15 protein-coding genes are annotated in these 25149 nt (G+C 47.4%); 12 read left to right on the top strand and 3 right to left on the bottom strand.

All coding sequences use genetic code 11. The features are described 5' to 3' along the window. The first annotated feature begins 130 nt into the window (after positions 1-130). A complete protein-coding gene (locus CA600_RS11485) occupies positions 131-895 on the top strand; it encodes an RsmE family RNA methyltransferase (protein ID WP_042190982.1) in 765 nt (254 codons plus the stop codon). 3 nt (positions 896-898) lie between these two features. Then, positions 899-2242 (top strand): tRNA (N(6)-L-threonylcarbamoyladenosine(37)-C(2))-methylthiotransferase MtaB, encoded by a 1344-nt coding sequence (mtaB, locus tag CA600_RS11490; protein WP_094870305.1) that lies wholly within the window; start codon positions 899-901, stop codon positions 2240-2242. A 92-nt stretch (positions 2243-2334) separates the two neighbouring features. Here mtaB and CA600_RS11495 read toward each other — a convergent pair whose 3' ends face one another. Together CA600_RS11495 and CA600_RS11500 are read right to left on the bottom strand one after the other, a co-directional pair. Continuing rightward, positions 2335-2661: an AzlD domain-containing protein gene (locus CA600_RS11495; RefSeq protein ID WP_094870306.1), complete on the bottom strand. Its 327-nt coding sequence runs from the start codon at positions 2659-2661 to the stop codon at positions 2335-2337. Further along, on the bottom strand, positions 2652-3386 hold the full coding sequence (locus tag CA600_RS11500) for an AzlC family ABC transporter permease (protein WP_094870307.1): 735 nt from the start codon (positions 3384-3386) through the stop codon (positions 2652-2654). The genes CA600_RS11495 and CA600_RS11500 overlap by 10 nt, the downstream gene beginning before the upstream one ends. 211 nt (positions 3387-3597) lie before the next feature. Between CA600_RS11500 and CA600_RS11505 the strand changes: the two genes are divergently transcribed. The 4 genes from CA600_RS11505 to CA600_RS11520 all read left to right on the top strand — a co-directional run bounded on the left by CA600_RS11505 (position 3598) and on the right by CA600_RS11520 (position 9188). After that, positions 3598-5826: a hypothetical protein gene (locus tag CA600_RS11505; RefSeq protein WP_094870308.1), complete on the top strand. Its 2229-nt coding sequence runs from the start codon at positions 3598-3600 to the stop codon at positions 5824-5826. Between the two features lie 157 nt (positions 5827-5983). After that, the gene (locus CA600_RS11510; RefSeq protein WP_042190972.1) at positions 5984-6544 is read left to right on the top strand and encodes an ECF-type riboflavin transporter substrate-binding protein; all 561 of its coding nucleotides are present in this window, start codon (positions 5984-5986) and stop codon (positions 6542-6544) included. 110 nt (positions 6545-6654) lie between these two features. Next, positions 6655-8361: an ABC transporter ATP-binding protein gene (locus CA600_RS11515; protein ID WP_094870309.1), complete on the top strand. Its 1707-nt coding sequence runs from the start codon at positions 6655-6657 to the stop codon at positions 8359-8361. After that, positions 8358-9188, top strand: coding sequence for an energy-coupling factor transporter transmembrane component T family protein (locus CA600_RS11520; protein ID WP_179281597.1), 831 nt, complete (start codon positions 8358-8360; stop codon positions 9186-9188). The genes CA600_RS11515 and CA600_RS11520 overlap by 4 nt, the downstream gene beginning before the upstream one ends. A 52-nt stretch (positions 9189-9240) precedes the next feature. Here CA600_RS11520 and CA600_RS11525 read toward each other — a convergent pair whose 3' ends face one another. Then, the gene (locus tag CA600_RS11525) at positions 9241-10227 is read right to left on the bottom strand and encodes a Na/Pi cotransporter family protein (RefSeq protein ID WP_094870310.1); all 987 of its coding nucleotides are present in this window, start codon (positions 10225-10227) and stop codon (positions 9241-9243) included. Positions 10228-10326: 99 nt separating this feature from the next. Between CA600_RS11525 and CA600_RS11530 the strand changes: the two genes are divergently transcribed. From CA600_RS11530 to CA600_RS11555, 6 genes are all read left to right on the top strand, one after another. Continuing rightward, positions 10327-11751, top strand: a complete 1425-nt coding sequence (locus CA600_RS11530; protein ID WP_094870311.1) for a class I SAM-dependent rRNA methyltransferase — start codon at positions 10327-10329, stop codon at positions 11749-11751. Positions 11752-12041: 290 nt separating this feature from the next. Then, positions 12042-15554: a helicase-exonuclease AddAB subunit AddB gene (gene addB, locus CA600_RS11535; RefSeq protein WP_094870312.1), complete on the top strand. Its 3513-nt coding sequence runs from the start codon at positions 12042-12044 to the stop codon at positions 15552-15554. Positions 15555-15556: 2 nt separating this feature from the next. Then, entirely contained in the window at positions 15557-19681 is a 4125-nt protein-coding gene (gene addA, locus CA600_RS11540) for a helicase-exonuclease AddAB subunit AddA (RefSeq protein ID WP_094870347.1), read from the top strand. Between the two features lie 41 nt (positions 19682-19722). Then, positions 19723-20904, top strand: a complete 1182-nt coding sequence (locus CA600_RS11545) for an exonuclease SbcCD subunit D (RefSeq protein ID WP_094870313.1) — start codon at positions 19723-19725, stop codon at positions 20902-20904. Between the two features lies 1 nt (position 20905). Continuing rightward, positions 20906-24322 carry an AAA family ATPase gene (locus tag CA600_RS11550; RefSeq protein ID WP_094870314.1) on the top strand — a complete coding sequence of 1139 codons (3417 nt, stop codon included), beginning with the start codon at positions 20906-20908 and terminating at the stop codon, positions 24320-24322. Between the two features lie 366 nt (positions 24323-24688). Continuing rightward, complete coding sequence (locus tag CA600_RS11555; protein ID WP_042130338.1) at positions 24689-25048, top strand: histidine triad nucleotide-binding protein; 360 nt, start codon at positions 24689-24691, stop codon at positions 25046-25048. The last annotated feature ends 101 nt before the right edge of the window (positions 25049-25149 follow it).

Genomic DNA, 25149 nt, shown 5'->3' on the forward strand with positions numbered 1-25149 from the left:
AATATAAGAAAGTATAAGTTTCACACTATAGGTTATGACTTATATTTCTCGTTTAAACGCTTACAGTTCTTATAGGGACGCCGAAGGCGTTTATACTTGTTACTGAATTTATGAACAGGATGATGATGAGATGCAGCGATATTTCGTTACACCGGAGCAGTTTGGTGCGGATACCGTGAGAATTGATGGGGAAGACGCCCGTCATATCGCTAAAGTGATGCGTGGTAAGGCAGGGGACAAGCTTATTGTTAGCGATGGTGTTTCGCGTGAGGCATTAGTAGAGATTGCGCAGATTGAAATTGGGGAAGTCACTGTGAACATTCTGGAGTCCCTGGAGATGACGCATGAACCTCGAATTAAAATTACAGTCGCACAGAGCTTGCCTAAAGCCGATAAGATGGAAACTGTCATTCAGAAGTGTACAGAGATTGGTGCTGTAGGCTTTGTTCCTTTTCTGTCAGAACGCACAATAGTGCAATACGACGAGCGTAAAGAAAGCAAACGACTGGATCGCTGGCGTAAAATTTGTAAGGAAGCTGCCGAACAGGCTCATCGGAACATCGTTCCGTCTGTAGGATCACCTTTGTCCTGGAAGCAGCTTTTACAGACTTTTAGTGAATATGATGCTGTTTATTTCTGTTATGAAAAAGAAGAAGGCTTGCAGCTTCGAAGCAGCGTTGCTCCATGGTTAGCATCACTTTCACCGCAATCTGGCGGGAAAGTTATGGTTGTGGTTGGTCCTGAAGGAGGTTTTACTCCGGAGGAATGCCTCAAGGCAGAAGAAGCCGGGGCAGTATCCGTAGGACTGGGACGGCGAATTCTGCGCTGTGAGACAGCGGGCATGGTTGCCGCTGCTTGTATATTATATGAATCTGGAGAAATGGGAGGAGCTTAAGAGATGCCATCCGTAGCGTTTTATACTTTAGGTTGTAAAGTGAATTTCTATGATACCGAAGCCATTTGGCAGCTATTTAAAAATGAAGGTTACGAGCAGGTTGATTTCGAGGGTCCCGCCGATGTATATCTGATTAATACTTGTACAGTAACTAACACAGGTGACAAAAAAAGCCGTCAAATGATCCGACGCGCCGTGCGCCGTAATCCAGAGGCCATCGTAGCCGTAACAGGCTGTTACGCACAAACCTCTCCTGGGGAGATTCTAGATATTCCTGGAGTTGACCTTGTCATCGGTAACCAGGACCGCGATCAGATCATGACACATGTGAAGAATATTGAAGCCTCACGTCAGCCGGTCAATGCTGTGCGTAATATTATGAAGACACGTGAGTTCGAAGAGATGGATGTGCCAGGCTTTGCGGATCGGACGCGTGCCTTTATGAAGATTCAGGATGGTTGTAACAACTTCTGCACCTTCTGCATCATTCCGTGGTCGCGTGGACTTTCGCGCAGCCGTGATCCAAAAAGCATCGTAGCTCAAGCGCATCAATTGGTAGAAGCAGGGTATAAGGAGTTTGTACTTACGGGTATTCATACCGGAGGTTACGGTGATGATCTTAATAATTACCGACTTTCCGATTTACTGTGGGATCTAGATAAGGTAGATGGTCTGGAACGGGTGCGTATCAGTTCTATTGAAGCTAGTCAGATTGATGAGAAGCTGCTTGAGGTGCTGAACCGCTCCTCCAAAATGTGCCGTCATCTGCATATTCCGTTACAAGCCGGTCATAATGATGTGCTGAAAGCGATGCGCCGTAAATATACGACAGAAGAGTATTACACCAAAATGCAATTGATCCGCCAGGCGATGCCAGATGTCGGGATTACCACTGACGTTATCGTTGGATTCCCGGGTGAGACCGATGAGATGTTCCGTGCCGGATACGATTTCATGAAGGCTGTAAATTACTCGGAGATGCATGTATTCCCGTATTCCAAGCGGACAGGTACTCCTGCAGCACGGATGGACAATCAGATTGATGAAGAGATCAAAAATGTACGTGTTCAGGAGCTGATTGATCTATCCGAAGAAATGCAATTAGCATATGCCCGTAAGTTTGTAGGACAGACGCTTAGTGTGATTCCGGAAAGATCCGCTAAAGGAGCTCCGGGCCGTAATATCCAGCATGGATTCAGTGACAACTATTTGCAGGTCTTCTTTGATGGAGAGGACTCACTTCAAGGAGAACTTTGTGAGGTGAAGATCACCGAAGCTGGTGTGAACGAATGCCGAGGCGAATTGGTCGGGGTTAGTCAGAGCGGTCTTAAGCAGGCTGTCCTTTAAGTAATAGACAGAAGTAAGTAGACAACAGAGCAGCCAACTTCCGTTAGTGGAGAATGGCTGCTCTGTGTTTTTGTTGCTGGGTATGGAGTAGATCAAAAAAACATTCGCAGGATCATAATCGAAACAATCCCCGCCAGCACAGTTCCTAGCAAACTCCGGGTCTTTATAGCGATCCAAAAAGTAGGGATTGCCGCAAAAAGCTCAACGTTATTAGCTATAGGTGAGAATTTTCCATCATTTAAGAGGATCTCCTGACCTATTAGTGCCGCCATAACAGAGATAGGAACATAATTTAACCAGCGCATTCCCCATTCAGGCAATTCGAATCGGCTTAGAATCATTAATGGAACCACCCTTGGAATGAAGGTTACCAAAGCCGCCCCTAGAATAATCAAAAATACAGCCCATCTCACTTCCATTTTTCAAGCACCATCCCTACTGTTGACGCAATGACCGTTGCAACAATGACACCTACACTACCGGAGAATACGAAGGAGCTAGCTACAGCGATGATTACTGCTAGGATTGCGACAACTAAATCAAGTTTTATTTTATTACGATCAATCATGGAAATAACAAGGATGCCAATGAACATGGCAGGTAAAGCAAACTGTAGACCGAATTGATCTGGATCAGAAATCCACTGTGCCAAAAAAGCTCCTGCTATATTCGCAATAAACCAATTTAAATAGGCAGTGAGATTAAGGCCATGCATCCATTTTTCACTGATTTGTTGCTTATTTACTGTTTGATTAATAGCAACTCCAAAGGTCTCATCTGTCAGCAGGGTTCCAACCAGCATGTTTCTCAGTGGGGTAAGATGCCGGAAATAAGGTGAAAGAGCTGCACTAAGCAAAATGTGACGAAGATTCACGATAAATATCGTAACGATAATAGCAACAGGCGAGCTGCTTACAGCTATCATTCCAGCAGCTATAAACTGTGCTGAACCGGCATAAAGCATCAGACTTATCAAGGCAATCTCAGCAATGCTCAGCCCGGCGGTCTTTTGAACAACACCTGCTGCAAGTCCAATGCTCAAATAACCGAGTAGTGTGGGAATGCAATCTTTTACCCCTTTAAGGAAGCTATCTTCCTCTTTTGGAGTAGGGATTGTCTCTAGTTGAAAGTTCTCTATACTCATCGTAGCCCCCTTGGTTCAAAAAAAGAATGTAGTAGCTAGCATATTACTTCCTAATATATTGATCAACCCTACACCTGATTATCTAGTCTGAAAGTCCTGAATTTGGCTTTATGGAGTTATAGGGTAAACACTTGGTGTACAATTGTCGATATAAGTAAAAGAGTGTGGGGATAAACCACCAAACGACATTATAACCTAAGGGAGAGAACAAATGACTGTGTACAGGAAAATGACGAAAATGCTCCTCATCATGATATTGTTAGCTACTGCGGTTTTTCCGGTAAGTGTCTTTGCAGCTGCCGGCGATATCAACTCGATTGAGTTTGAAAGCTCAGCCAAACTGCAGCTTACGGTTGGACAAACGCCAAAGCAACTGAAGATATATGCGAATGTAGAAGGGTCCTCCTCCAAAAGAGATGTGACGGGTGCAGTGGTATGGAATTCTTCTAACACTAACGCTGTAAAAGTAGTAAATGGCTTATTGACTCCGATAGATAGCGGAAAGGCTATTATTACAGCTACTTATAATCATGCACTCGCTACTATAGAAGTAGAGGTATCACATCCGATCAAAGAATTGAAGCTCGAATATAGCTCCGAAGGGAACTATAAATTGGGTGACGAAGAGGATAAACTGTTGGTCAAAGCCAATGCGATTGGTGGCGAAACAGCGACTTCTGCCAAGGATGTAACGGCTGATACCACTTGGAGCAGCTCCAATACAAGCGTATTGACGATTGCAGAAGGTAAGATCACACTAGCGGGTGAAGGTACTTCAACCATTACTGCCAAATACAAGGACTTAACAGCAACCTTTAAAGCGGTAGTGAAATTGCCTTATTCTGAAATTGAGCTTAAAAATGATAAGGGCATCGTAATTAAGGAAATTGAAATGCTCGTTGGTGATAATCCGGTGAAAGTAACTGCGTTTACCAAAGAGACTACAAAGACGACCCCAAATGATATTTCAGAGAAAGCGGAATGGTCTTCTTCTAATACAAGTGTCGCTACTGTAGACAAGGGAGAAATCAAAGTACTGTCCGCAGGAAAAGCTGTAATTACAGTATCTTATCTGGGGATTACACAAACTGTGGATGTATATGTACGTGCTCCTTACGAGGCGTTATTGCTTACTCCATCAGGCGATCAATTCTTGTTTATGGGTGAGAGCTTGAACGTTAAAGCAGAAGTTCGAGATGCTGCGAATTCCACTCCGAATGTATCCAGTAGTGCAGTATGGAGTTCGGACAACCAACTCGCGGCGACGGTTACTGCGGGTACTGATGCTGCAGCGATCACCGCAAAAGCAGTGGGAACATCGGTTATTAAAGCAGAATACAGAGGGATTAGTAAAAGCTTTAAGTTGACGGTATATCCTACGATTACAGAGTTGGAAGCTGATAAAACGGAACTGGACATGTACACAGAGGATTCCGTAAGTTTGCCAAAGGTAAACGGAACTAAGCTAGACGGCACGAAGCTGGATCTCAGTCAAGAAATTGAGTGGACTTCTGCCAATGATGATATTGCCACCATCAAAGATGGCAAGCTCGTTGCTGAAAAGGCTGGTACTGTTAATATTGTCGGCAAAATAAAATCAGAGAATCCTACCTCCTCCAAAGCGGCTATCCGGGAAAAAAGTGTTGTAGTGAGTGTTACAGTTAAAGATAAGGTTCATATTTTGCTCGGACCAGAGGAAAACGTTGTGATTGTTACTGGTGAAGAGAAGGCTGTTCCTGAAGTCAAAGCTGTGATGGAAAATGGGAATGAACTCGATGCTACAGGTACTATGGAGTGGGAGATTACCGGTACGAATGCAATTATCAAGACAACCTCTTCAGGCAAGGTAATCAAAGGACTGGTGAAGGGTTCTGCCACTTTAAAGGGAACCTACGCTAATAAGACTATTAGTATCCCGGTTACTATTGAACAAAAAGTTACTAAAATTGTTGTAGAACCGAATGCGATTGAATTGAATATTAAAGGTTCTAAATCCATAAAGGTAACGGCTTACTACTCTAATGGTAAGACGGGGAATATCTCCAGCAGCATGAATTGGGAGTCCTCGAATGAAGCTGTTGCCACGGTTAAAAGTACATCTGTTAAAGCCATAACAGAAGGAACTGCGACGTTATCAGGTTCTTACCAAGGGCTCGCTGCTAGTGTCAAAATTAATGTAGTTCCTAAGCTAATGAAGTTGACTGTCAACGAGACTAGACTGAAGATGGCTCCGGGAGCTGTTCAGAATGCAGTTGTGATTGCGCAGTATGATACGGGGAAGACCGCTATTGTTACTGGAAGTGCGGCGTGGACTAGCTCTAAGCCTTCTGTAGCTAGAGTATCTGCTAGCGGTCAGATTGTAGCTGTGAGCAAAGGAACGGCATCCATTAAAGGAAAGATTGGTACCAAGACAGTGACGGTTACCGTTACTGTGAAATAGATGAAGTAAATCATATAATAACTCTATAAGTGGTCTGGGTCTGCAAAGCCAACATTAATGTTGCTTTGCAGATTTTTTTATTTTAATCTATATTAATTCCGACTATTCCGATGTATAATTAAATAAAATAAAAAGAAGCGTTGGGGGAGATGAAAATATGGCAAAACAAAAGGTGTTATCGATTAAGACGATTGTTGCGATTGGTATCGGTTCTGCTTTATTCGTTATTTTGGGCAGGTTCGGTTCGATTCCATCCGGAATTCCAAACACTAACATTGAGACTACATACGCTTTACTGGCATTGTTTGCACTATTATACGGTCCGTTTGCCGGATTACTCATTGGCCTGATCGGACATACACTGAAGGATGCGATTTTTTATGGTTCCCCTTGGTTCAGTTGGGTGATCGCTTCTGGAATTGTTGGGCTCGTTGTTGGGCTGCTTGTGGCTAGAATTGGGATTCATGATGGGGAGTTCGGACGAAAGGAACTGATTCGTTTTAATCTGGCCCAGATTGTCGCTAACGCAATCGCCTGGTTCTTAGTAGCACCTGTACTGGATATTCTAATCTATGCGGAACCGGCGAATAAAGTATTCACACAAGGACTTATCGCCGGAGCATCCAATATAGTCACTGTGGCAGTGATTGGTTCTCTACTGGCAATAGCATATGCAAAGACAAGAACGAAGCAAGGCAGCTTGACCAGAGAAGCCTGAGTAGCATATAATCCAAACCAAAAGCCGGTGGAGATCACCGGCTTTTTTATGGCTGTAAAACATATAATGAAAGTGAAATTCTTCAAACGAAGCTAAGAGGAAGGTCAAGGATGAAAAAAGCAGTGATTGAATTTAAGGATTTTAGTTTTCAATATCGAGCACAGCAGGAGCCTACACTCACAGATATTAACTTAACGATTGCCGAAGGGGAGAAGGTACTTATTGTGGGACCCTCTGGTTCTGGGAAAAGTACACTGGCTCATTGTATAAACGGACTCATCCCTTTTGCTTATAAAGGTGAAATGTCTGGATCATTGCGAATTATGGGTCTGGAGCAGAAAGAACTTAGTATTGCAGCATTGTCGGATCAGGTAGGGACTGTACTGCAAGACCCGGATGGACAATTTGTTGGATTAACGGTTGGAGAGGATATCGCCTTCAGTCTGGAGAATCACGCGGTCCAACAGGCCGAAATGATAGAAAAGGTAGTGGCTGCAGCAACAGCCGTGGATATCCACGAATATTTAGGAGCGTCACCTCAGGAATTGTCAGGTGGTCAGAAGCAAAAAACGACCTTAGCTGGCGTTCTAGTTGGTGATGTGGACATCCTGTTGTTTGATGAGCCTTTGGCAAACTTAGATCCATATACCGGCACAAAAGCAATTGAGCTTATTGACCGAGTGCAAAAAGAGACCGGTAAAACGGTTATTATTATCGAGCACAGGCTCGAGGAAGTACTTCACCGTGCGGTGGACCGCATTATTGTGATCCATGACGGACGCCTTGCGGCGGATATGCCAGCCGCTGAGCTATTAAGCACGGGCTTACTTTCAGAAGCAGGCATTCGGGAACCTCTCTATTTAACGGCTTTAAAGTATGCAGGATGTACGATTGCATCAGATATGAATCCGCAGCATATAGATGAAATTCAGCTGGACTCTTGCTCCAGCAAGCTTGAGTACTGGTATGATAACAATAATTCGCAGCAGGATAAACGTGAGAGTCTACCTATCCTTGAGCTACGTGATGTTTCATTCGGTTATGAGAAGAGCAGACCAGTACTTCATAAACTTAACCTTCTTATTCATAAAGGAGAAATGGCCTGTATAGCTGGGAGAAATGGGGCTGGGAAATCCACGGTATCTAAGCTTATCTGTGGCTTTTATAAGCCCACTTCCGGTTCGATATTGATGAACGGAAGGGATATTGCCAAGGATACGATTAAGGAGCGGGCAGAGCGGATCGGTTTCGTGATGCAGAATCCTAATCATATGATTTCTAAGACGCTTTTATATGATGAGGTTGCGCTAGGCCTTAAATTACGAGGGGTGTCTGAGGAGCTTATTCGTGAGCGAGTGCATCATGTTTTAAAAATATGCGGTCTATACGCTTTTCGTAGCTGGCCCATCTCTGCGCTCAGCTACGGTCAGAAGAAACGTGTGACTATTGCTTCTATTATGATCCTGGAGCCGGAAGTGATCATATTAGATGAGCCGACTGCAGCACAGGATTATAGGCACTATAACGAAATGATGGAATTTCTTTTGACGCTTCGTGAACAGGGAATGACGGTCATTATGATTACGCATGATATGCATCTTATGCTGGAGTATGCCGATAGAGCTGTAGTGTTGTCTGATGGTGTTAAGCTTGCTGATGATAGCCCTGAACGAGTGCTAACCAATTTAGAAGTAGTGAGGAATGCTAATTTGAAAGAGACCTCACTATTTACATTGGCTATGAAGGTCCAATTGGATCAGCCAGAAGAGTTTGTAAGAAGATTTATTGCATACGACAGGAGGAGCCGGGGCGGATGAAGGCCACAATGTTAACTTTTACGAAGCAGGATTCACCTGTTCACCGTCTTACAGGCGCCACTAAGCTGATTTTATTTATAGTGTGGTCGTTGACAGGCATGATTACATACGATACAAGATGTCTAATAGTGATGCTGCTCTTTAGTTTGATCGCCTTTAGAGTCTCTAAAGTTCAGTTTCAGGATTATGCCTTCGTCCTATATTTTATATTACTCTTCTTTGTGCTTAATCATATAGCTATCTTTATTTTTTCTCCATTGGAAGGTGTAAAGGTATACGGTTCACGGCATGATATTGTTCATCTTGTAGGTCGGTATACCGTAACATATGAGCAGCTATTCTATCAATTAAATATTGCCCTTAAGTATGCAGTGGTCATTCCCATGGCACTGTTGTTCCTTCTAACGACAAATCCTAGTGAATTCGCAGCGTCTTTAAACCGGATTGGTGTGAATTATAAAATTGCATATTCTGTATCGCTTGCGCTGCGGTACATTCCGGATATCCAAAGAGATTATGAGAATATTTCGTTCTCCGCTCAGGCACGGGGAATAGACATCTCTCGAAAAGAAAAGCTGCCTAAACGGCTTAAAAATATTATTTCAATTCTTATGCCTTTGATTCTGACCAGCATTGAACGCATTGAGAATATTAGTACGGCTATGGAATTACGTGGCTTTGGAACACAGAATAAACGGACTTGGTACAGCAGTCGTCCTTTCTCAAGAAATGATTATATTGCTTTGATCTTATTCGCTCTGATTGCAATCACTACGACGATAATCACTTTTTATGATGGATCGCGGTTTTATAATATTTTCGATTGAAGTATAATAGTACAGTTGTGGAAAGTTTGGGTTCAGGCGTTACAGTAACTCGTTACGATAGAAGACGTTTCTCCAGTCTTGACCATACAGGCAGGTAACATAATGGCAGTGCGATTATCGAGCAGATTATATTAAAAATAGTCTGGGCATGGGCGATCTGTGAAGAGGGGCCTCCGCCGATCCAAGCAGCGGTTGCTTGCAGGGGTCCGATAAGTGGCAGGAACAGTAGTGCACCGCCAACATTGAGTGCAACATGCGACCATGCGACGAAGACGCCAGAAGACGAGCCGCCGATGGAAGCGATGACTGCCGTGAGGCAGGTGCCGACGTTGGCGCCGAGCACGATGGCTATGCCAAGCTCTGTGGGCATGGCACCCGACGCAGCTATGCTCATAGCCATGGCAATGACCGCAGCGCTGCTATGTAGCAGGGCTGTTAAGCAGGCGCCAGCGGCGATTCCCCACAAGGCACTTGTGGCCGCATGATCCAAGAACCAAAGGAATAGGCCGCTCTCCTGAAGTGTCCCGCCGATGGACTGCATAACTGCGATTCCCCATAAGACTAAGGCGAATCCTGATATAGCCAGGCTGATGAATTGCAGCGGCTCTGATATTTTCCGGCACAGTGCTGCTGCCCGTGACGTATGAGGTAACTCGCCTGCTATAACAGCTGCTGCCCACAAACTCAGCGAGGCAGCCAGCAATGGTGTAGCCATAGTATTGATCTGAAGTCCGATGAGTTCGGTGGTCAGAGTGGTGCCGATGTTGCTACCTAAGATAATGCCAAGCGTACGAGCATAGGTGAGCAGACCGGCATTTACCATGCCGATCGTTAGTACGGTTACAGCCGTGCTGCTCTGAAGCAGGGCTGACAGTACACTGCTTGCGATCAAGCCTTTGATAGGTGTAGAGGTTGCCTTATTCAGACTTGTTGTTAACAGAGGGCCTGCAAGCTTGGACAATGCTGTCTCCATTAGCTTCATGCCAGCCAGAAAGATAACCAAACCATATATAATAGGAAAAAGCAGATCACGGAACATAGGGCATACTCCTTTGAACGAGGGTTGTACACCAATATATGAAAGTAACGAGTAGGACATGTATAAAATCATTTTTAGAAAAACAGGGAGTTGAAGTCATTGGCATCGGTTAGATTAGAACGCAATCGCAAAAAAAGATTGGAACAGGGCCATCCATGGGTCTATGCAGGTGAAGTTGCATCAGTAGAAGGAAACCCGGAAGCAGGGGGATTAGTTGATGTTCTTAATCATCAAGGCCGTTTTCTGGCGGTAGGATATTACAATCCAGCGTCGCAGATTCGGGTAAGAATTGTATCGCAGGGACCTTTGGCTATCATGGACACCGCCTTTTTCGCAGAACGGTTTACGAATTGTCTGCAACATAGAGAACGTTTCCTGCCTGGGGCGGATGCTTATCGTTTGGTTTATGGTGAAGCGGACTTTTTGCCAGGTCTGATTGTGGATCGGTTCGGCGATATTCTGGTTGTGCAGCTACTTACACTCGGAATGGACAAGTGTCGTACAGAGATTGTTGAAGCACTTGTACAGGTTATGGCACCGCGTGGTATTTATGAACGCAGTGATGTTAGTGTACGTGAACTGGAAGGGCTGGAGCAGACTACAGGTGTGCTGTACGGGGAATGCCCAAGACATGTTACTGTAAGTGAAAATGATCTGAAGCTGGTAGTAGATATCGAAGAGGGCCAGAAGACCGGTTATTTCTTTGATCAGCGTGAGAATAGAGCATCCATTGCGCCTCTCATGAAAGGCTGGGGTGGACGAAGCGGAATTACACTGCAAGAAATAGAAGCAGAAGATGGCTCGTTACAAACTTTGCCGGTAAATAAGAGTGGTAAACACGTAACCTTCCCTTATTGGGATGGTGCTACAGTGCTGGAGTGCTTTTCGCATACAGGCAGCTTCACTCTGCATGCTTGCAAGTATGGCGCGAAAAAAGTAACCTGCCTTGACGTTTCCGCTCATGCTATAGAGAGTGCTAAGGTTAATGTGGAGCTAAATGGCTTTACTGATCGAGTGGAATTTGTAGTGGACGATGCTTTTGCCTACCTTCGCAATCAGGTCAAGGGGCTGGAGGAACGTTCGGAGCGGGCGACGGTTGCCAGTGGAACGGAATCAACAGTAACGACTACAAATGCTAAATCCGGAGGCAAAGCCGCCAAAACGGACACCTCCAAGCCTATGACAGCAGGTGGAGGTAGAACTTGGGATGTAGTTATCCTAGACCCTCCAGCGTTTGCGAAAACTAAAAGTGCAGTAGCAGGCGCTTGCCGTGGTTACAAGGACATCAATCTGCATGGCATGAAGCTGGTGAACGAAGGTGGATATTTGGTTACCGCAAGCTGTTCATACCATATGCAACCGGATCTATTTCTTGAGACGATTGCTGACGCAGCTAAAGATGCTGGTAAAGTACTGAGACTTGTGGAATGGCGTGCCGCAGGCAAAGACCATCCGCAGATTCTAGGTGTTAACGAAGGACACTATCTGAAGTTTGCGATTTTTGAAGTGCGGAGTAAGAAATAAGCTGGCTGTTTATATAAGTAATGGATTTTAATCCGTAAAAGGAGTCTTCGATCGAGGCCTCTTTTTACGGGTTTTTTGCTATGTTCTCAAAAGAGCTGAATTCGGGATTTACAAGATTATGATTGTAAATCATTAGAAAATACTAGCAAACGCATGTTCTGATTTGTGCAGTTATGCTATACTGAGGGGACGAGGAACGACTGAGCTTTTTCATTTGAACATTATCAAACGGTGAGTATTTCACCTTGTATCTTATACATTTTCTCCGCTACGGAAGGAGTCTATCATTTATGTCGGTAACCTTTTTACTAGGCCGATCGGGCAGTGGCAAGACAACGAAAATATGGGAGTCTATCTCAACTTCATTAGAGAAGGAGCCTCTTGGTGCGCCAATCATTATTCTTGTACCGGAACAAGGCTCCTTTGGAGCAGAACGGGGGCTTCTGACCGTAGGGAATGTGAAGGGAAGCATTCGGGCGCAGACACTGAGCTTTTCTCGGCTTGCCTATCGAGTGAAACAGGAAACTGGAGGTAGCGCTAGTCTGCCGATCAGTGAAGAAGGTAAAAAGATGTTGATTTACAAAATCATCAGTCGCCGTAAAGAGGAACTGAAGTTGTTCGGTGCCTCTGCAGACAGACCGGGTTTTGTGGAACGGCTCAATCAGCTGCATACGGAGATGAAGCGTTGCTGTTTGGCTTCCTCTGATTTAGAGGAGCAGCTATCCGCAATGCGAGGCGCTATTGCAAGAAGTCCAATTCTTGAAGGCAAGCTGGATGATTTACAGCTGGTATTCAGTGATTTAGAGAAGGAGATGTCACGCCTCTATATCGATGAAGAGGATCGTTTAGCGGAACTAGCTGAGCATATTCCTGATTCCTCTTACATTCGCGGGGCGCAGATTTGGGTAGATGGGTTCCACGGCTTTACCCCGCAGGAATTCGTAGTGCTTCGAGAATTAATGCAGCAAGCATCGAAGCTGACCGTGTCCCTTACTCTTGATCGTTCGTATCCCTATGGAGATCAATTAAATGAGCTTGAATTGTTTCACCCAACTGCGGTCACTTACATTAAACTGCGTGGAATAGCTGAAGAGCTGGGCATTGATGTGTGGGACGAGCTGCTGGAGCCAGCGGTTCTTCCGCGTTTTGAAGAAAGTCCTGTTCTTGCTCATCTCGAAAGAGGATATGACCGCCGAAAGGTCTGGATGGGTGCAGATGAACTGGCAAATGAAGCGATATCTATAGGCGCAGCAGTTTCACACAGAGCAGAGGTTGAGGGAGCACTGCGTGAAATGATTAGACTGGCGCGAGATGAAGGTGCAAAATATGGTGATATGGCCGTATTGATGCGTAATATTGGAGATTACGAGCAGCTGATTAAACCGTTGTTCCAGGATTACGGAGTCCCTTTTTTTCTGGACCAGAAGGTAAATGAGCTGCACCATCCATTGGTAGAGTTTGTACGTTCCGCATTGGATGTGGTGCGTCGACGCTGGCGCTTTGAGGATGTATTCCGCTGTGTAAAGACGGAGCTTTTGCTACCGCTGGACGGTAGTATTACGCGTGAGGATATGGATGCCTTAGAAAATTATGTGCTGGCTTGTGGGATTCAAGGGTATCGCTGGACGGATGGCCGTTCATGGAAAGGGATTCCTAGCTTGTCGCTGGAAGGCGGCAGACAGATGGATGAAGAACTGCTTGCTACAATGGAGCGATGCCGTGCTAGTATAACGGGTCCTCTATTTGCTTTTGAGAAACGGATACAGAAGAGTAAAAGCGGTCTTGAACTATGTACCGCAGTGTACAAGTTGCTGGATGAAACGGATGTTGCTCGAAAGCTGGAGAAACTTAGTGTCGGTTCTATGGAGAAGGGGCAACCCGAGAAGGCTAGAGAACATAGTCAGCTGTGGGGTGCAGTGCTTGATCTGCTAGATCAGATCGTCGAGATGATGGGCAACGAGAGACTTGAATTTGATGTGTTCACCGGAGTCCTAGAGACAGGACTTGCTGAGCTGAAGATGGGACTTGTTCCTCCCGCGCTCGATCAAGTACTGGTTGGTAACATGGATCGGACTCGACCAACGGGAGTTAAATACGCATTTTTGCTTGGATTTAATGAAGGTGTTGTGCCTGCGCAGTTTAAGGAAGATGGAATTCTCTCGGAAGGCGAACGCTCCGTGCTTGAGAACGCCGGTATGGAGCTTGCTCCTGGTGCTTCTCGTAAACTGCTGGACGAGCGGTTTTTGATCTATAATGCGCTAACGACAGGAAGTCGAAAGCTCTGGATTAGCTACGCCACTGCTGATGATGAGGGCAAGGCGCTTCTTCCCTCTGAGGTAATCCGTCATTTGCATAGAATGTTCCCAAGGGTGCAAGAGCATAGCTTGGCAGCACTTCCCCCAGTAGGACTACCAGAAGAAGTCAGGAATTCCATTCACCTCGGTTACATTGGTCATCCAGAACAAAGTCTTCGTGCATTGATTATGCAGCTTCGCCAGTGGCGCCAGGGGACGGAGATACCTGAATTATGGTGGGATGTGTATAACTGGTTCGCTGCTGATGATATTCGTAGTCTCGAATTGAAACGTCTGCTCAGTTCCTTGTTCTATCGTAACGTGGGAACGAAGCTAAAGCGTGGAACAAGCCTTAAATTGTACGGTGGATCGACACTGCGAGGCAGTGTGTCCCGGATGGAGAAGTTTGTTGCTTGCTCCTTCTCCCATTTTGCATCTTACGGACTTAGACTGAAGGAACGCCAGCTATATAAGCTGCAAGCACCTGATATTGGACAACTGTTTCATGCTGCGTTAAGTGACATGGCTGTAAGACTGAAAGAAGAGGGCCGCGGCTGGGGAAGCTTGTCTCCAGAGGAATGTCGGCGTGAGGCAAGTGAGACTGTAGAACGTTTATCACCGATGCTGCAGGGTGAAATTCTGATGAGCTCTAAACGTTACGGATACATCTCACGCAAGCTAAAAAATATTGTTGGACGTGCTTCTGTAATTCTGGGCGAGCATGCCCGCCGAGGCAGCTTTGAGCCGGTAGGGCTAGAGCTGGATTTTGGACCGGATAAGGAGTTGCCACCTTTAAGAATTACGCTGCCGAATGGCTGTGTGATGGAGGTTGTAGGACGGATCGACCGTGTAGACATGGCCCGTGGAGAGAATGGAATTCTTCTGCGAGTCATTGATTATAAATCGAGTCAAAAAGATCTCAAGCTGCACGAGGTGTACTATGGATTATCGCTACAGATGCTGACCTATCTGGATGTACTGCTAACGTATTCGGAGCAATGGCTCGGGCAACCGGCGCTTCCAGCAGGGACACTGTATTTCCATGTACATGACCCACTGTTAACCTCATCTAACGGGATGAACAAGGAACAAGCAGAACAAGAATTGCTGAAACGCTTCAAGATGAAGGGACTGCTTACAGCAGACCGCGAGGTTGTATCCCTGATGGATACGACTTTAGATAAAGGGTATTCTTCTATCGTGCCTGTAGCAGTAAAAGCTGATGGAAGTTTTTATAGTAGTGCTTCTGTAGCTACACCAGAGCAATGGGGGCACTTATTATCATCCGTTCGGGGAACGATCTCAGATATCGGGACACGCATTACGGAAGGTGATGTGGCGATTGAGCCATACCGGATTGGGCAAGAGACAGCCTGCACATTCTGTTCCTTTAGACCCGTCTGCCAGTTCGATGAAGCCGTGGAAGGCAATGGCTACAATAATCTGAGTAAGCCAGGGAAGGACGTTATCTGGGATCTGCTGTCCCGCAAAGGAGGAACTACACCGTGAGTATGAAGCCTGAAATAGAAGCGAAACCGGAAGGGAGCATATGGAGTGATGACCAGTGGCGCGCCATCGCTGAGAGCGGTGATGATATCCTCGTTGCTGCGGCGGCAGGTTCCGGTAAGACAGCGGTACTTGTAGAACGTATTATTCGCAAAATCAGCAAGGAAGAGAATGGCTTTAGCGTAGATAGATTGCTGGTAGCTACGTTTACCAAAGCTGCTGCTGCCGAGATGCGCCAGCGGATTAGGGAAGCACTAGACCGGGAGCTTGAGGAGAATGGAGAGAATGACCATTTACGCCGTCAGCTGTCGTTGCTCGGGAAAGCCTCGATTACAACACTACACTCCTTCTGTCTGGAAGTGATCCGGCGTTATTATCAGATCATTCCGATAGACCCCGGCTTCCGTATCCTGAACGAACATGAAGCAGAGATGATGCGGCAGGAGCTGCTTCAAGAGCTATTGGAGGAAAAATACGGTGAAGCAGGTGAAGATGGCGCGGATAGCATATTTGTGCAGCTTGCTGACTGGTTCAGTGGTGAACGCAGCGATGATGCGGTACATGCGCTCATACAGCGACTGCATGACTATGCCCGCAGCCATCCTTGGCCAGAGCAGTGGCTTCGGGATACCGCAGCTGATTTCTCATTACCAGACACAGATAGCTTAGGTCGAACTCCTTGGGTGCTAAGTATTCTTGAAGAAGCGAAGCTGACCCTTGAGGGTGCAGCCAGTCAGCTTATCCAAGGCAGGGAGATCGCGCTACAGCCGGGTGGTCCGGCGCCTTATGCCGAGAATTTGACGACTGACCTTGAGATGGTAAGTGCATTGCAGGAGGCTGTGAATGAACGGCCATGGGCAGAATTATATGATATTTTCATGGAAGTATACTTTGGAAAATTGAAAGCTTGTAAGAAGGATTCGACAGATCCTGGACTGCAGGAAATGGTTAAAGAACTGCGCGATAGTGTGAAGAAGAGTGTTTTAGATCTTCAGAAGGCGCTGTTTGGCCGTCCAGCAGATGTTTTTTTGAGAGAACTGAACGAGGCGGCTCCGCTTATGGCAGAGCTTGCGGAGACGGTGATAGCGTTCGGTGAACGTTATCGAATGGAAAAAGCAGGACGGGGTCTCGTCGACTTTAGTGATTTGGAGCATTATTGTCTGCAAATTTTGCGCCATCCTGATTCTCTACCAGGCCTTTCCATGCCTTCTGATGCAGCGATGGAGTACCGCGCCCAATTCGATGAGGTTCTGCTAGATGAATATCAGGATACGAATAGTGTACAAGAAGAGATTGTGCGGCTGATCTCCCGCGAAACACCTGGTAACCGATTTATGGTCGGAGATATGAAGCAAAGTATTTATCGGTTCCGTTTGGCAGAGCCGGGGCTGTTCCTGGATAAATACCGTAGCTTTGGCTCTAAGAATGCCGGAGGTGGCAGTAATACAATAGGCGAATCCGAGTTAAGTGAGTTATCTGAGAAGTCTAATGAATCTTCCGGCGGTTCGGTTATCGATCTAGCCCGTAATTTCCGTAGTCGTATGGAGGTTGTAAATGCCGTAAATATGATTTTTCGGCAGATTATGAATGAGACGGTGGCTGAGATTAATTATGACGAACGCGCTGAGCTTGTGTATGGTGCGAATTTCCCGGGTGCAGCAGAGAAGGGGCCAGATACTTTTTTTGCACCAGAGCTATTATTGATCGATCGCGGAGCGGCATCAGGTAAAATAGAAGAGACTTCTGAGGACGGTGAGCTGCCACTTCAGGAAAGCGAAGCTATTGAGAGTGAGACCGCGCAGCTGGAAGCAAGGGCGATTGCCCGGCGTATATTACAGATGACTGGCCTGAACGGCGGATCGCCGTTGTTGATTTATGATAAAGGGCTTAAGATTATGCGCCCAGTGATTTATGGGGACATCGTGATTTTGCTTCGTTCGGCGAGAATATGGACCCCTTTGATTATCGAGGAGCTTCGGATGGAGGGAATCCCTGCTTACGGAGATTTGAATAAAGGATATTTTGAAGCCACTGAAGTAGAAATTGCACTCTCACTTTTAAAAGTAGTCGATAATCCTCAGCAGGACATTCCACTCGCCGGCGTGCTCCGCTCTCCTGTCGTTGGTTTAACGGAAGAGGAACTGGCTACAGTTCGGATGTACAGCCATGGTTCTTTCTATCATGCTGTACAAGTGGCAGCGAGCTTGCAAGATATAAAGGAAGCTGAGGAAGAATACGATCTTTTCTCGGCTCATGTGATAGAAACAGCAAGTGCAGCGGAAGAGAAAGTCACCTCAGATAATAATAATGATGAAATCATTAATGAGGTGGAATCTGAAAGTGGAGCTTTACCGCAAATCAGCCTAAAGCTGAAGCATAAGCTTAAGAATTTTCTGGAACGGCTTGAAAGCTGGAGAGATGCGGCTAGACAAGGCAGTCTCAGTGAGCTGATTTGGCGTATTTATGGTGAGAGCGGCTATCTGGAATGGGTTGGAGGCTTGCCTGGAGGCTCACAGCGACAGAACAATCTTAAAGCTTTGTATGATCGGGCTGTTCAATTTGAGAATGATACTGCGGCGCGTGGGTTGTTCCGTTTTCTGGTGTTCATTTCACGGCTTCGTGAGAATGGCGGAGATCTTGGTGTAGCTGGTGGTGGCGGCGAAGAGGGCAATGGGGTCAGAATTATGACCATCCATAAATCCAAAGGCTTAGAGTTTCCTGTTGTTTTTATAGCGGGTATGGCGAAGCAGTTTAATCGACAGGATTTGCATTCTCCTTTCCTGATGCACAAAGAGCTTGGCTTCGGGCCACGTTTTGTGGAGCGGGAAACACGGGTCAGCTACCCGACGCTTCCTTATTTGGCTATTAATCGTCGTACACGACTTGAATTATTGGCTGAGGAAATGCGGGTATTATATGTAGCTTTAACTCGTCCGAGAGATAAGATGATTCTAGTCGGTACCGTAAGAGATATACCACGGAAAATTGCGGGCTGGAGCAGTGTACAGAATCGGGATGAGCTACTGCTTGCTGATCATTTACTAGCCCGCGGTCGCAGCTATCTGGACTGGGTTGGACCGGCATTGATCCGGCATCCGGCGGCGGCTGTTCTTCGTAAGCTAGGCGGCTCTGAAGGTACCGTCTCGACAGTGCTGCACAGCGACGTCTCGAACTGGAGCATCAGTGTGCAGCATGCTTCCGAACTGAATTCCGGGGCGTTCCTTCCTTCGGATAACTCAGAGGACAAAGCAGAAGAACGTCAATCTGTACTCAAGGCGCTGCAAAAAGGTGAATCTGTAAGTGTCTATGGATCTGTGGATAGCGATGAAATTGCTAGAAGACTAGAATGGCCTTATCCGTTTGCGGCTGCCTCTGGTATTCCTGCCAAAACCTCTGTTACAGAGTTAAAATCTTTGTTGTCGATGCAGGATCAGCCTTCTTATGATCTCTTAGAGGAAGATAGTTATCCTGTCACCTCAACAGAAAACAATAAGCGTTCAGATGTGGCAGGAGCAGACAGTCTGCATTTGCGGCGTCCGAAATTTATGGAAAAGCGCAGTCTAACCCCAGCGGAGCGCGGGACAGCTTACCATACGGTTATGCAGCATATTCCGCTGGAGGGTTCTGTTGATTCTAAAGTTGTGGAAGAAACATTAGCCCGTTTGCAGAGATTGGCTATTCTAACTGCTGAGCAGGTGGAGGCGGTTGCCCCCGATCAGATAGAGACTTTTTATACGAATGAACTGGGTCGTAGATTAATAGATTCTTCTTGGAAGCTTAGAGAAATGCCGTTCAGTTATATGCTTCCCGCAGGCGAGGCTTATGGAGGGCTCGATTATATGAATAAAGCCGTCTCAGAGCTAAGCCATGGAAATAATAATGAAGGCTTTAGTGAAGGAGTGCTGATCCAAGGGGTCATTGACTGCCTGTTCCGCGAAGAGGACCGGATGATTCTGTTAGACTATAAGACGGACTCTGTTTTAGAACATCAGGGTGGGTTAGAAGCGCTTAAAGAAAAATATCGTTTTCAGCTAGAGTTATACAGCAAGGCATTACATGATATTTTGGGAGAACCGATCAGCGAGATTTGGCTGTACTTTTTTGACGGCGGACATGCTGTGAAATTATAAATCTATTCATTACCGCATAGGAGCGGGGAAAGAGGACGAAGATGCGGATATTGCATACGGGAGATTGGCACCTCGGCCGAACGCTGGAAGGAAGAAGCCGGCAGAAGGAGCAGGAGCAGTTCATAGATGAATTGGTGGAAATCGCCGATTTTCATAAGGTGGATTTGATAATGATGGCGGGAGATGTGTACGATTCCGTTAATCCACCAGCGGCTTCAGAACAACTATTCTATGAGGCTGCCGCAAGGCTGACTGCAGGGGGCAGGCCCCTTGTTGTGATCGCCGGAAACCATGATCAACCGGAGCGCGTATCTTCAGTTTCACCGCTTGTATTAAGGCAGGGGATTACATTAGTGGGGCTTCCTACCTCAGAGCCAGTGACTGTTCATGCTGCACGAACGGGTGAGATCGCCAAAATCGCAGCTCTTCCTTATCCCTCCGAAGCGCGTCTCGGTGAACTACTTGCAGGAGATAGCGGAGAAGAGGAGCTTCGACTGGCTTATAGCGCACGGGTAGGCAAGCTCATGCAGCTGTTGGGACGGGAATTTACGCCGCAGACCGTAAATTTAGCGATGAGCCATATTTATGTGCTTGGTGGTGTGGAAAGTGATTCGGAACGTCCGATTCAGGTAGGAGGAGCGTATACCGTTGATCCTTCTGCTTTGACTTGTGGAGCGCAATATACTGCACTAGGACATCTTCATCGCGCTCAGCGTGTCAAAGGGGAAGGAATGATCCGTTACAGTGGATCTCCGTTGGCATACAGTTTTTCTGAAGCGGGACAGGCCAAATCGGTGACGCTGATTGATGTTGCGCCGGGCGGTGAGCCAATCTTCGAAGAAATTTACCTTCGCTGTGGGCGTCCGCTTGTAAGATGGAGCTCCACAGGTGGATTGCAGGAGGTATATAAATGGCTGGATGAAGGCAGAGATGCTTCTGCTTTTATAGATTTGGAGATTCGGCTTAGTGAAGCCATGTCGATGAATGATATACAGCGCCTGCGCAAGTCGCGCGAGGGAATTATTCATATTCGTCCCATTTATCCGCAAATGGAGATGGAGCTTGAACAGACTTCCCGTTCACGTATGCCGGTGCAAGAATTATTCCGTAAATTCTATCAGCGTCAGACAGGTGGAGCGGAACCGGAAGATAGTTTGATAGAGCTGTTCTTACAGCTAACTGAAGAAGAACGGCGTCAGCCAGAGGAAGGAGAGGAGAACTAAGGTGAAACCTATTCTATTAAAAGTTGCAGGATTACAGAGTTATAGAGAAATGCAAGAAATAGATTTTGAAAGTCTGTGTGAGACGGGTCTGTTTGGGATTTTTGGACCTACGGGCAGCGGCAAGTCTAGCTTGCTGGATGCTATTACTTTGGCGATGTACGGGAAAGTGGAACGTGCCGTTAATGGAACACAGGGGATTATGAACCACTCTGAAGATTCACTCAGCGTAGCGTTTACCTTTGAGCTCACTTCTTCCGCGGGGGCACGTCGTTATCGGGTTGAACGTAAATTCAAACGTACGGGAGAGCAAACCGTCAGCAACACGATTAGCCGTTTCATCGAAATTACAGCTGACGGAGATAACGTTATGGCGGATAAGCTCGCAGATGTTACGCGCTGTGTGGAGGAGCATATCGGTCTAAAAATGGATGACTTCACGAGAGCAGTTGTATTGCCGCAAGGGAAATTTGCCGAATTCTTATCACTTCGTGGCGTAGATCGTCGGCAAATGCTGCAGCGCCTGTTCCATCTGGAACAGTATGGCGATCAGCTGGCAATCAAGCTTAGCCGCCGGGTGAAGGAGAATGAGGCTGCGCTCCGCGCGCTGATTGCTGAGCAGCAGGGTCTTGGCAGCGCAGGCAAAGGGGATGTAGAGGCAGCGGCGGAGCGCCTCGAGCAGGCCACCCTTTATGCTGCGGAATGCCGCCAGAAGCTGGAGGCGGCGCTGCAGGTCTCGGAGCGTTTCGCGCGTATACGCGAGCTCCAAGAGGAACGGACCCGCCGCGAGCTACAGCGGCAGGGACTGCTCGCCAAGGAGGAGGAGATTCTCCTCCTTGAACGGAAGCTCGGCCAAGCTGACGAGGCCGAGGCTAGGCTTCCTGCGCTGAAAGCATGGCGAAGCGCGGAAGAAGCCTTTAAGAGCCGATTGGCCCGCGCGGAGGGCCAAGAGGTGCTGGCCGCCGCCGCCGAGCAGAAGGCGGTGCATGCCGCTGCTGCCGCGGCTGCTGCGCAGGCCGCGCTTGCAGCGGAAGAGCCGGCCCTCCGGGAGGGGGCCGGCACCTACCGCCGCGCGCTGGAGCTCGAGTCCGAGCTCAGCGCGCTACGGCGCGAACTCGCGGCTCTGCGCGAGCGCCGCGAAGAGGCCTCCCGCAAGCTGGCGGAGCTGCGGGAGGGCATGGCCCGGGAGCGTGAGCTTTTGGCCAAGGGCCAAAAGCGCCAGCAAGAGCTGCAGCAGAGCTTGCAGCCGCTCGGTGTCCGCTCCCAGGAGCGGCAGTCTCTGCAAGAAGCGATGCAGAGACTGCAAGGGCTGCACTCCGCCGAATCCCAGTGGGATAAGGCGGAGAAGGAGCGCCGCGAGCGTGCCGCTGCTCTCGCGGCTGCGCAGGCGCGACTCGCGGAGGCCGAGGGCCGTCGCGAACTGCAGGAAGCTGCTCGCGGGCAACTGATCCGCGAGGCGGCGGTACATCAAGAGAAGCTGCTGGCGACAGAAGAAGCTGCGCGTGCCGCAGCGGAGCACCTGGAGCAACATGTCAGTGCTTTGGAAGCAGCTATGAAGGATCAAGAGCTTCACAGACTGTCTTTAGCGCTAGCTAAGGAGCTGGAAGAAGGACATCCCTGCCCGGTATGCGGCAGCGAGCATCATCCTGCACCTGCATTATTGCAGGATAGCTTAGAGCAACAGGAACTGGAAATGAAGCTTCAGCAAGTTCGCACATTGTCCAGACGGGCTTTGGAAGCTCGTCATTTGTTCCGCGGTCTTCGTGAACAGGATCAAATATGGCTGGAGCAGGTATTTGGAAATGAAGTCATCGAAGCGGCAAATCACCCTGCAGCTGCTGGTTCAGAAGTCAGCACTACTGAGGTTTCCTCAACCGATGTGTCCGTTCCAGATGAAAAAGCCTTGGCAGAACTTGAAGCTGCACTTTTGGCATTAAAAGGACAGTCAGGCGAGCTACGCCGAATTGCGGTACAGTGGCAGCAATCGATGCAGGAGGTCCAGCAGTTGTGCCTCAAAGAAGCGGCAGGTGTCACAGGTGAACGGAGCTGGGTAGAAGGAATCGCTGCCAAAGCTGAGGAACTAAGCGCCCAGCTAACGGCTATGCGGCAGAACTGGACACAGCAGTTCCCGGATCTGGCACCTGGAGAAGTGGAACAAGCTTATCGTGATCTGTTAGCGAAGGATGCACAAGCTGAAGAAATTAGATCTCGTCTTGATATCAGCGTCAAGTTTCTGGAGGAGAAAAATGCTTCAGTGCAGAACCTTCAAGAGACCATAACGGGGCTGGATAAAGAGCTGGCTCAATCGATCACACAGATCGAAGGCAAGGAAGAATTGCAGCGTGAAAAAGATCAGCGTTTACTGGAGTGGACGAATGGCCGTGCTGCTGCTCCTCTTCTAGCGGAATGTGAAGGACGTCTGCAGGAATTGTTAACTGCTCTGGAGACAAGCAAGCAGTTACATCTCGCGGCGGCGGAGAAGGCTCAGCATGAGGTTAAGGAAGCAGCAATTACACGCCAGGCTGCAGAATCTGCGCGTGAACATTACGTAGCAGCTTCCAGTCATTGGGAACAAAGCTTGGCTTCTTCAATGTTTAGTTCAGCCGCTGAGGTTGAAGGAGCAGCGCTCACTTCTGAAGAACGGGAAATGGCATCTTCCCGCGTACGTGCTCATCGTGCCGAAGAAACTGAGGTCTCGTTGCAACTGCGTAACATTGAAGAGAAGCTTGACGGGGCCAGCTTAAGTGAAGAAGAATGGCAAGAAAGTCAAAGGACCTTAAGAGAAAGCAAGGCGGAGGATGAAATATCTCTTCAGGCAAGAGCACGTGCAGAGCGTGATCTGGAGGACCTGCGGCATCGGCATATCCGCTGGATGGAGCTTGAAGCAGAGCGGATTGAGCACGCTTCTATGCAAGATCAACTCTCCAAACTGCAGACGGTCTTACGCGGGAATGCCTTTGTTGAGTACATTGCTGAGGAACAATTGATGCAGGTGTGTCAGTCCGCTTCTCAGCGGCTTCGATTCCTGAGTAAGCAGCGTTATGCATTGGAGGTTGATTCGGGTGGCGGCTTTGTGATCCGTGATGACGGGAACGGCGGGGTGAGAAGACCTGTCTCAACCCTGTCTGGTGGAGAGACCTTCCTAACATCCCTTTCGCTGGCACTTGCTCTTTCAGCTCAGATCCAGCTGCGTGGGCAATATCCGTTGCAATTTTTCTTCCTGGATGAAGGCTTTGGTACTCTCGACCCAGAGCTGCTGGATACAGTGATTACTTCACTTGAAAGGTTGCATAATGACCAGCTGTCTGTCGGTATTATCAGCCATGTTCCAGAGCTTCGTGCAAGGTTGCCACGCAAGCTGGTGGTAGTTCCTGCTGAACAAGGTGGAGGGGGATCTCGTATCCTTTTGGAAAAAATGTGAAGTGTTTTAAACCGTGTGATCGATATCACAGATACAGCATCAACGCACTGTTATAATACAGCTAAGCCGACATTACTTTAGAAACACCTCGGCGGACGTATGACCGGGAATTTAATCCTTTTCATACGTCCGCCGCCGAATCAGCTTTATAAGCTGTGAAGGGTGTTTCTCTTTTTTTTGCCATTTTTAACCCTACGGGTGTATATATAGCTCCACTTCAATGGTTAATGGATTTCATTCTGTAATAGATACAGCTCTAGCGTGCGGATGTTGAATCTTCTAGCGTCTTTCGTAATTGGTGATTATCCTGTATGATTATCTTATGATGAAGTGAAATTTCACCAATTTTTAGGAGGCAAGCACTCTATGGAGACCGTGTTTAGCAAAATTATTGAGGGTACTATTCCTTCCAAAAAAGTATTTGAGAACGAACGTATTCTTGCATTCTACGACATCGAGCCGGCTGCACCGGTACATGTGTTGATCATTCCAAAGAAGTTCATTGCTTCCATGAATGATGTCACACCTGAGGATCTTCCGTTAATTGCGGAAATTCACAGTGTAGCGCAACAGATCGCTATCGACCTTGGGATTGCCGAGTCTGGTTATCGTTTGATCAATAATTGTGGTCCTGATAGTGGACAAGCTGTGCCTCATCTTCATTATCACTTGCTTGGTGGGGCCAAGCTGGGAGCTCTCACAGGAAACTCAGCTTCTCACGCATAGTACAATCATTAAATGTTGAAGAACTTGCCAGAAAAAAAGAATAACACGAAGGTTGACACCCTATTTCCGTTTGACCTATAATGGAATTTGATAAACCGTGT

The organism is Paenibacillus sp. VTT E-133280 (assembly GCF_002264385.1).
GTDB classification, from domain to species: domain Bacteria; phylum Bacillota; class Bacilli; order Paenibacillales; family Paenibacillaceae; genus Paenibacillus_AQ; species Paenibacillus_AQ nitricinens.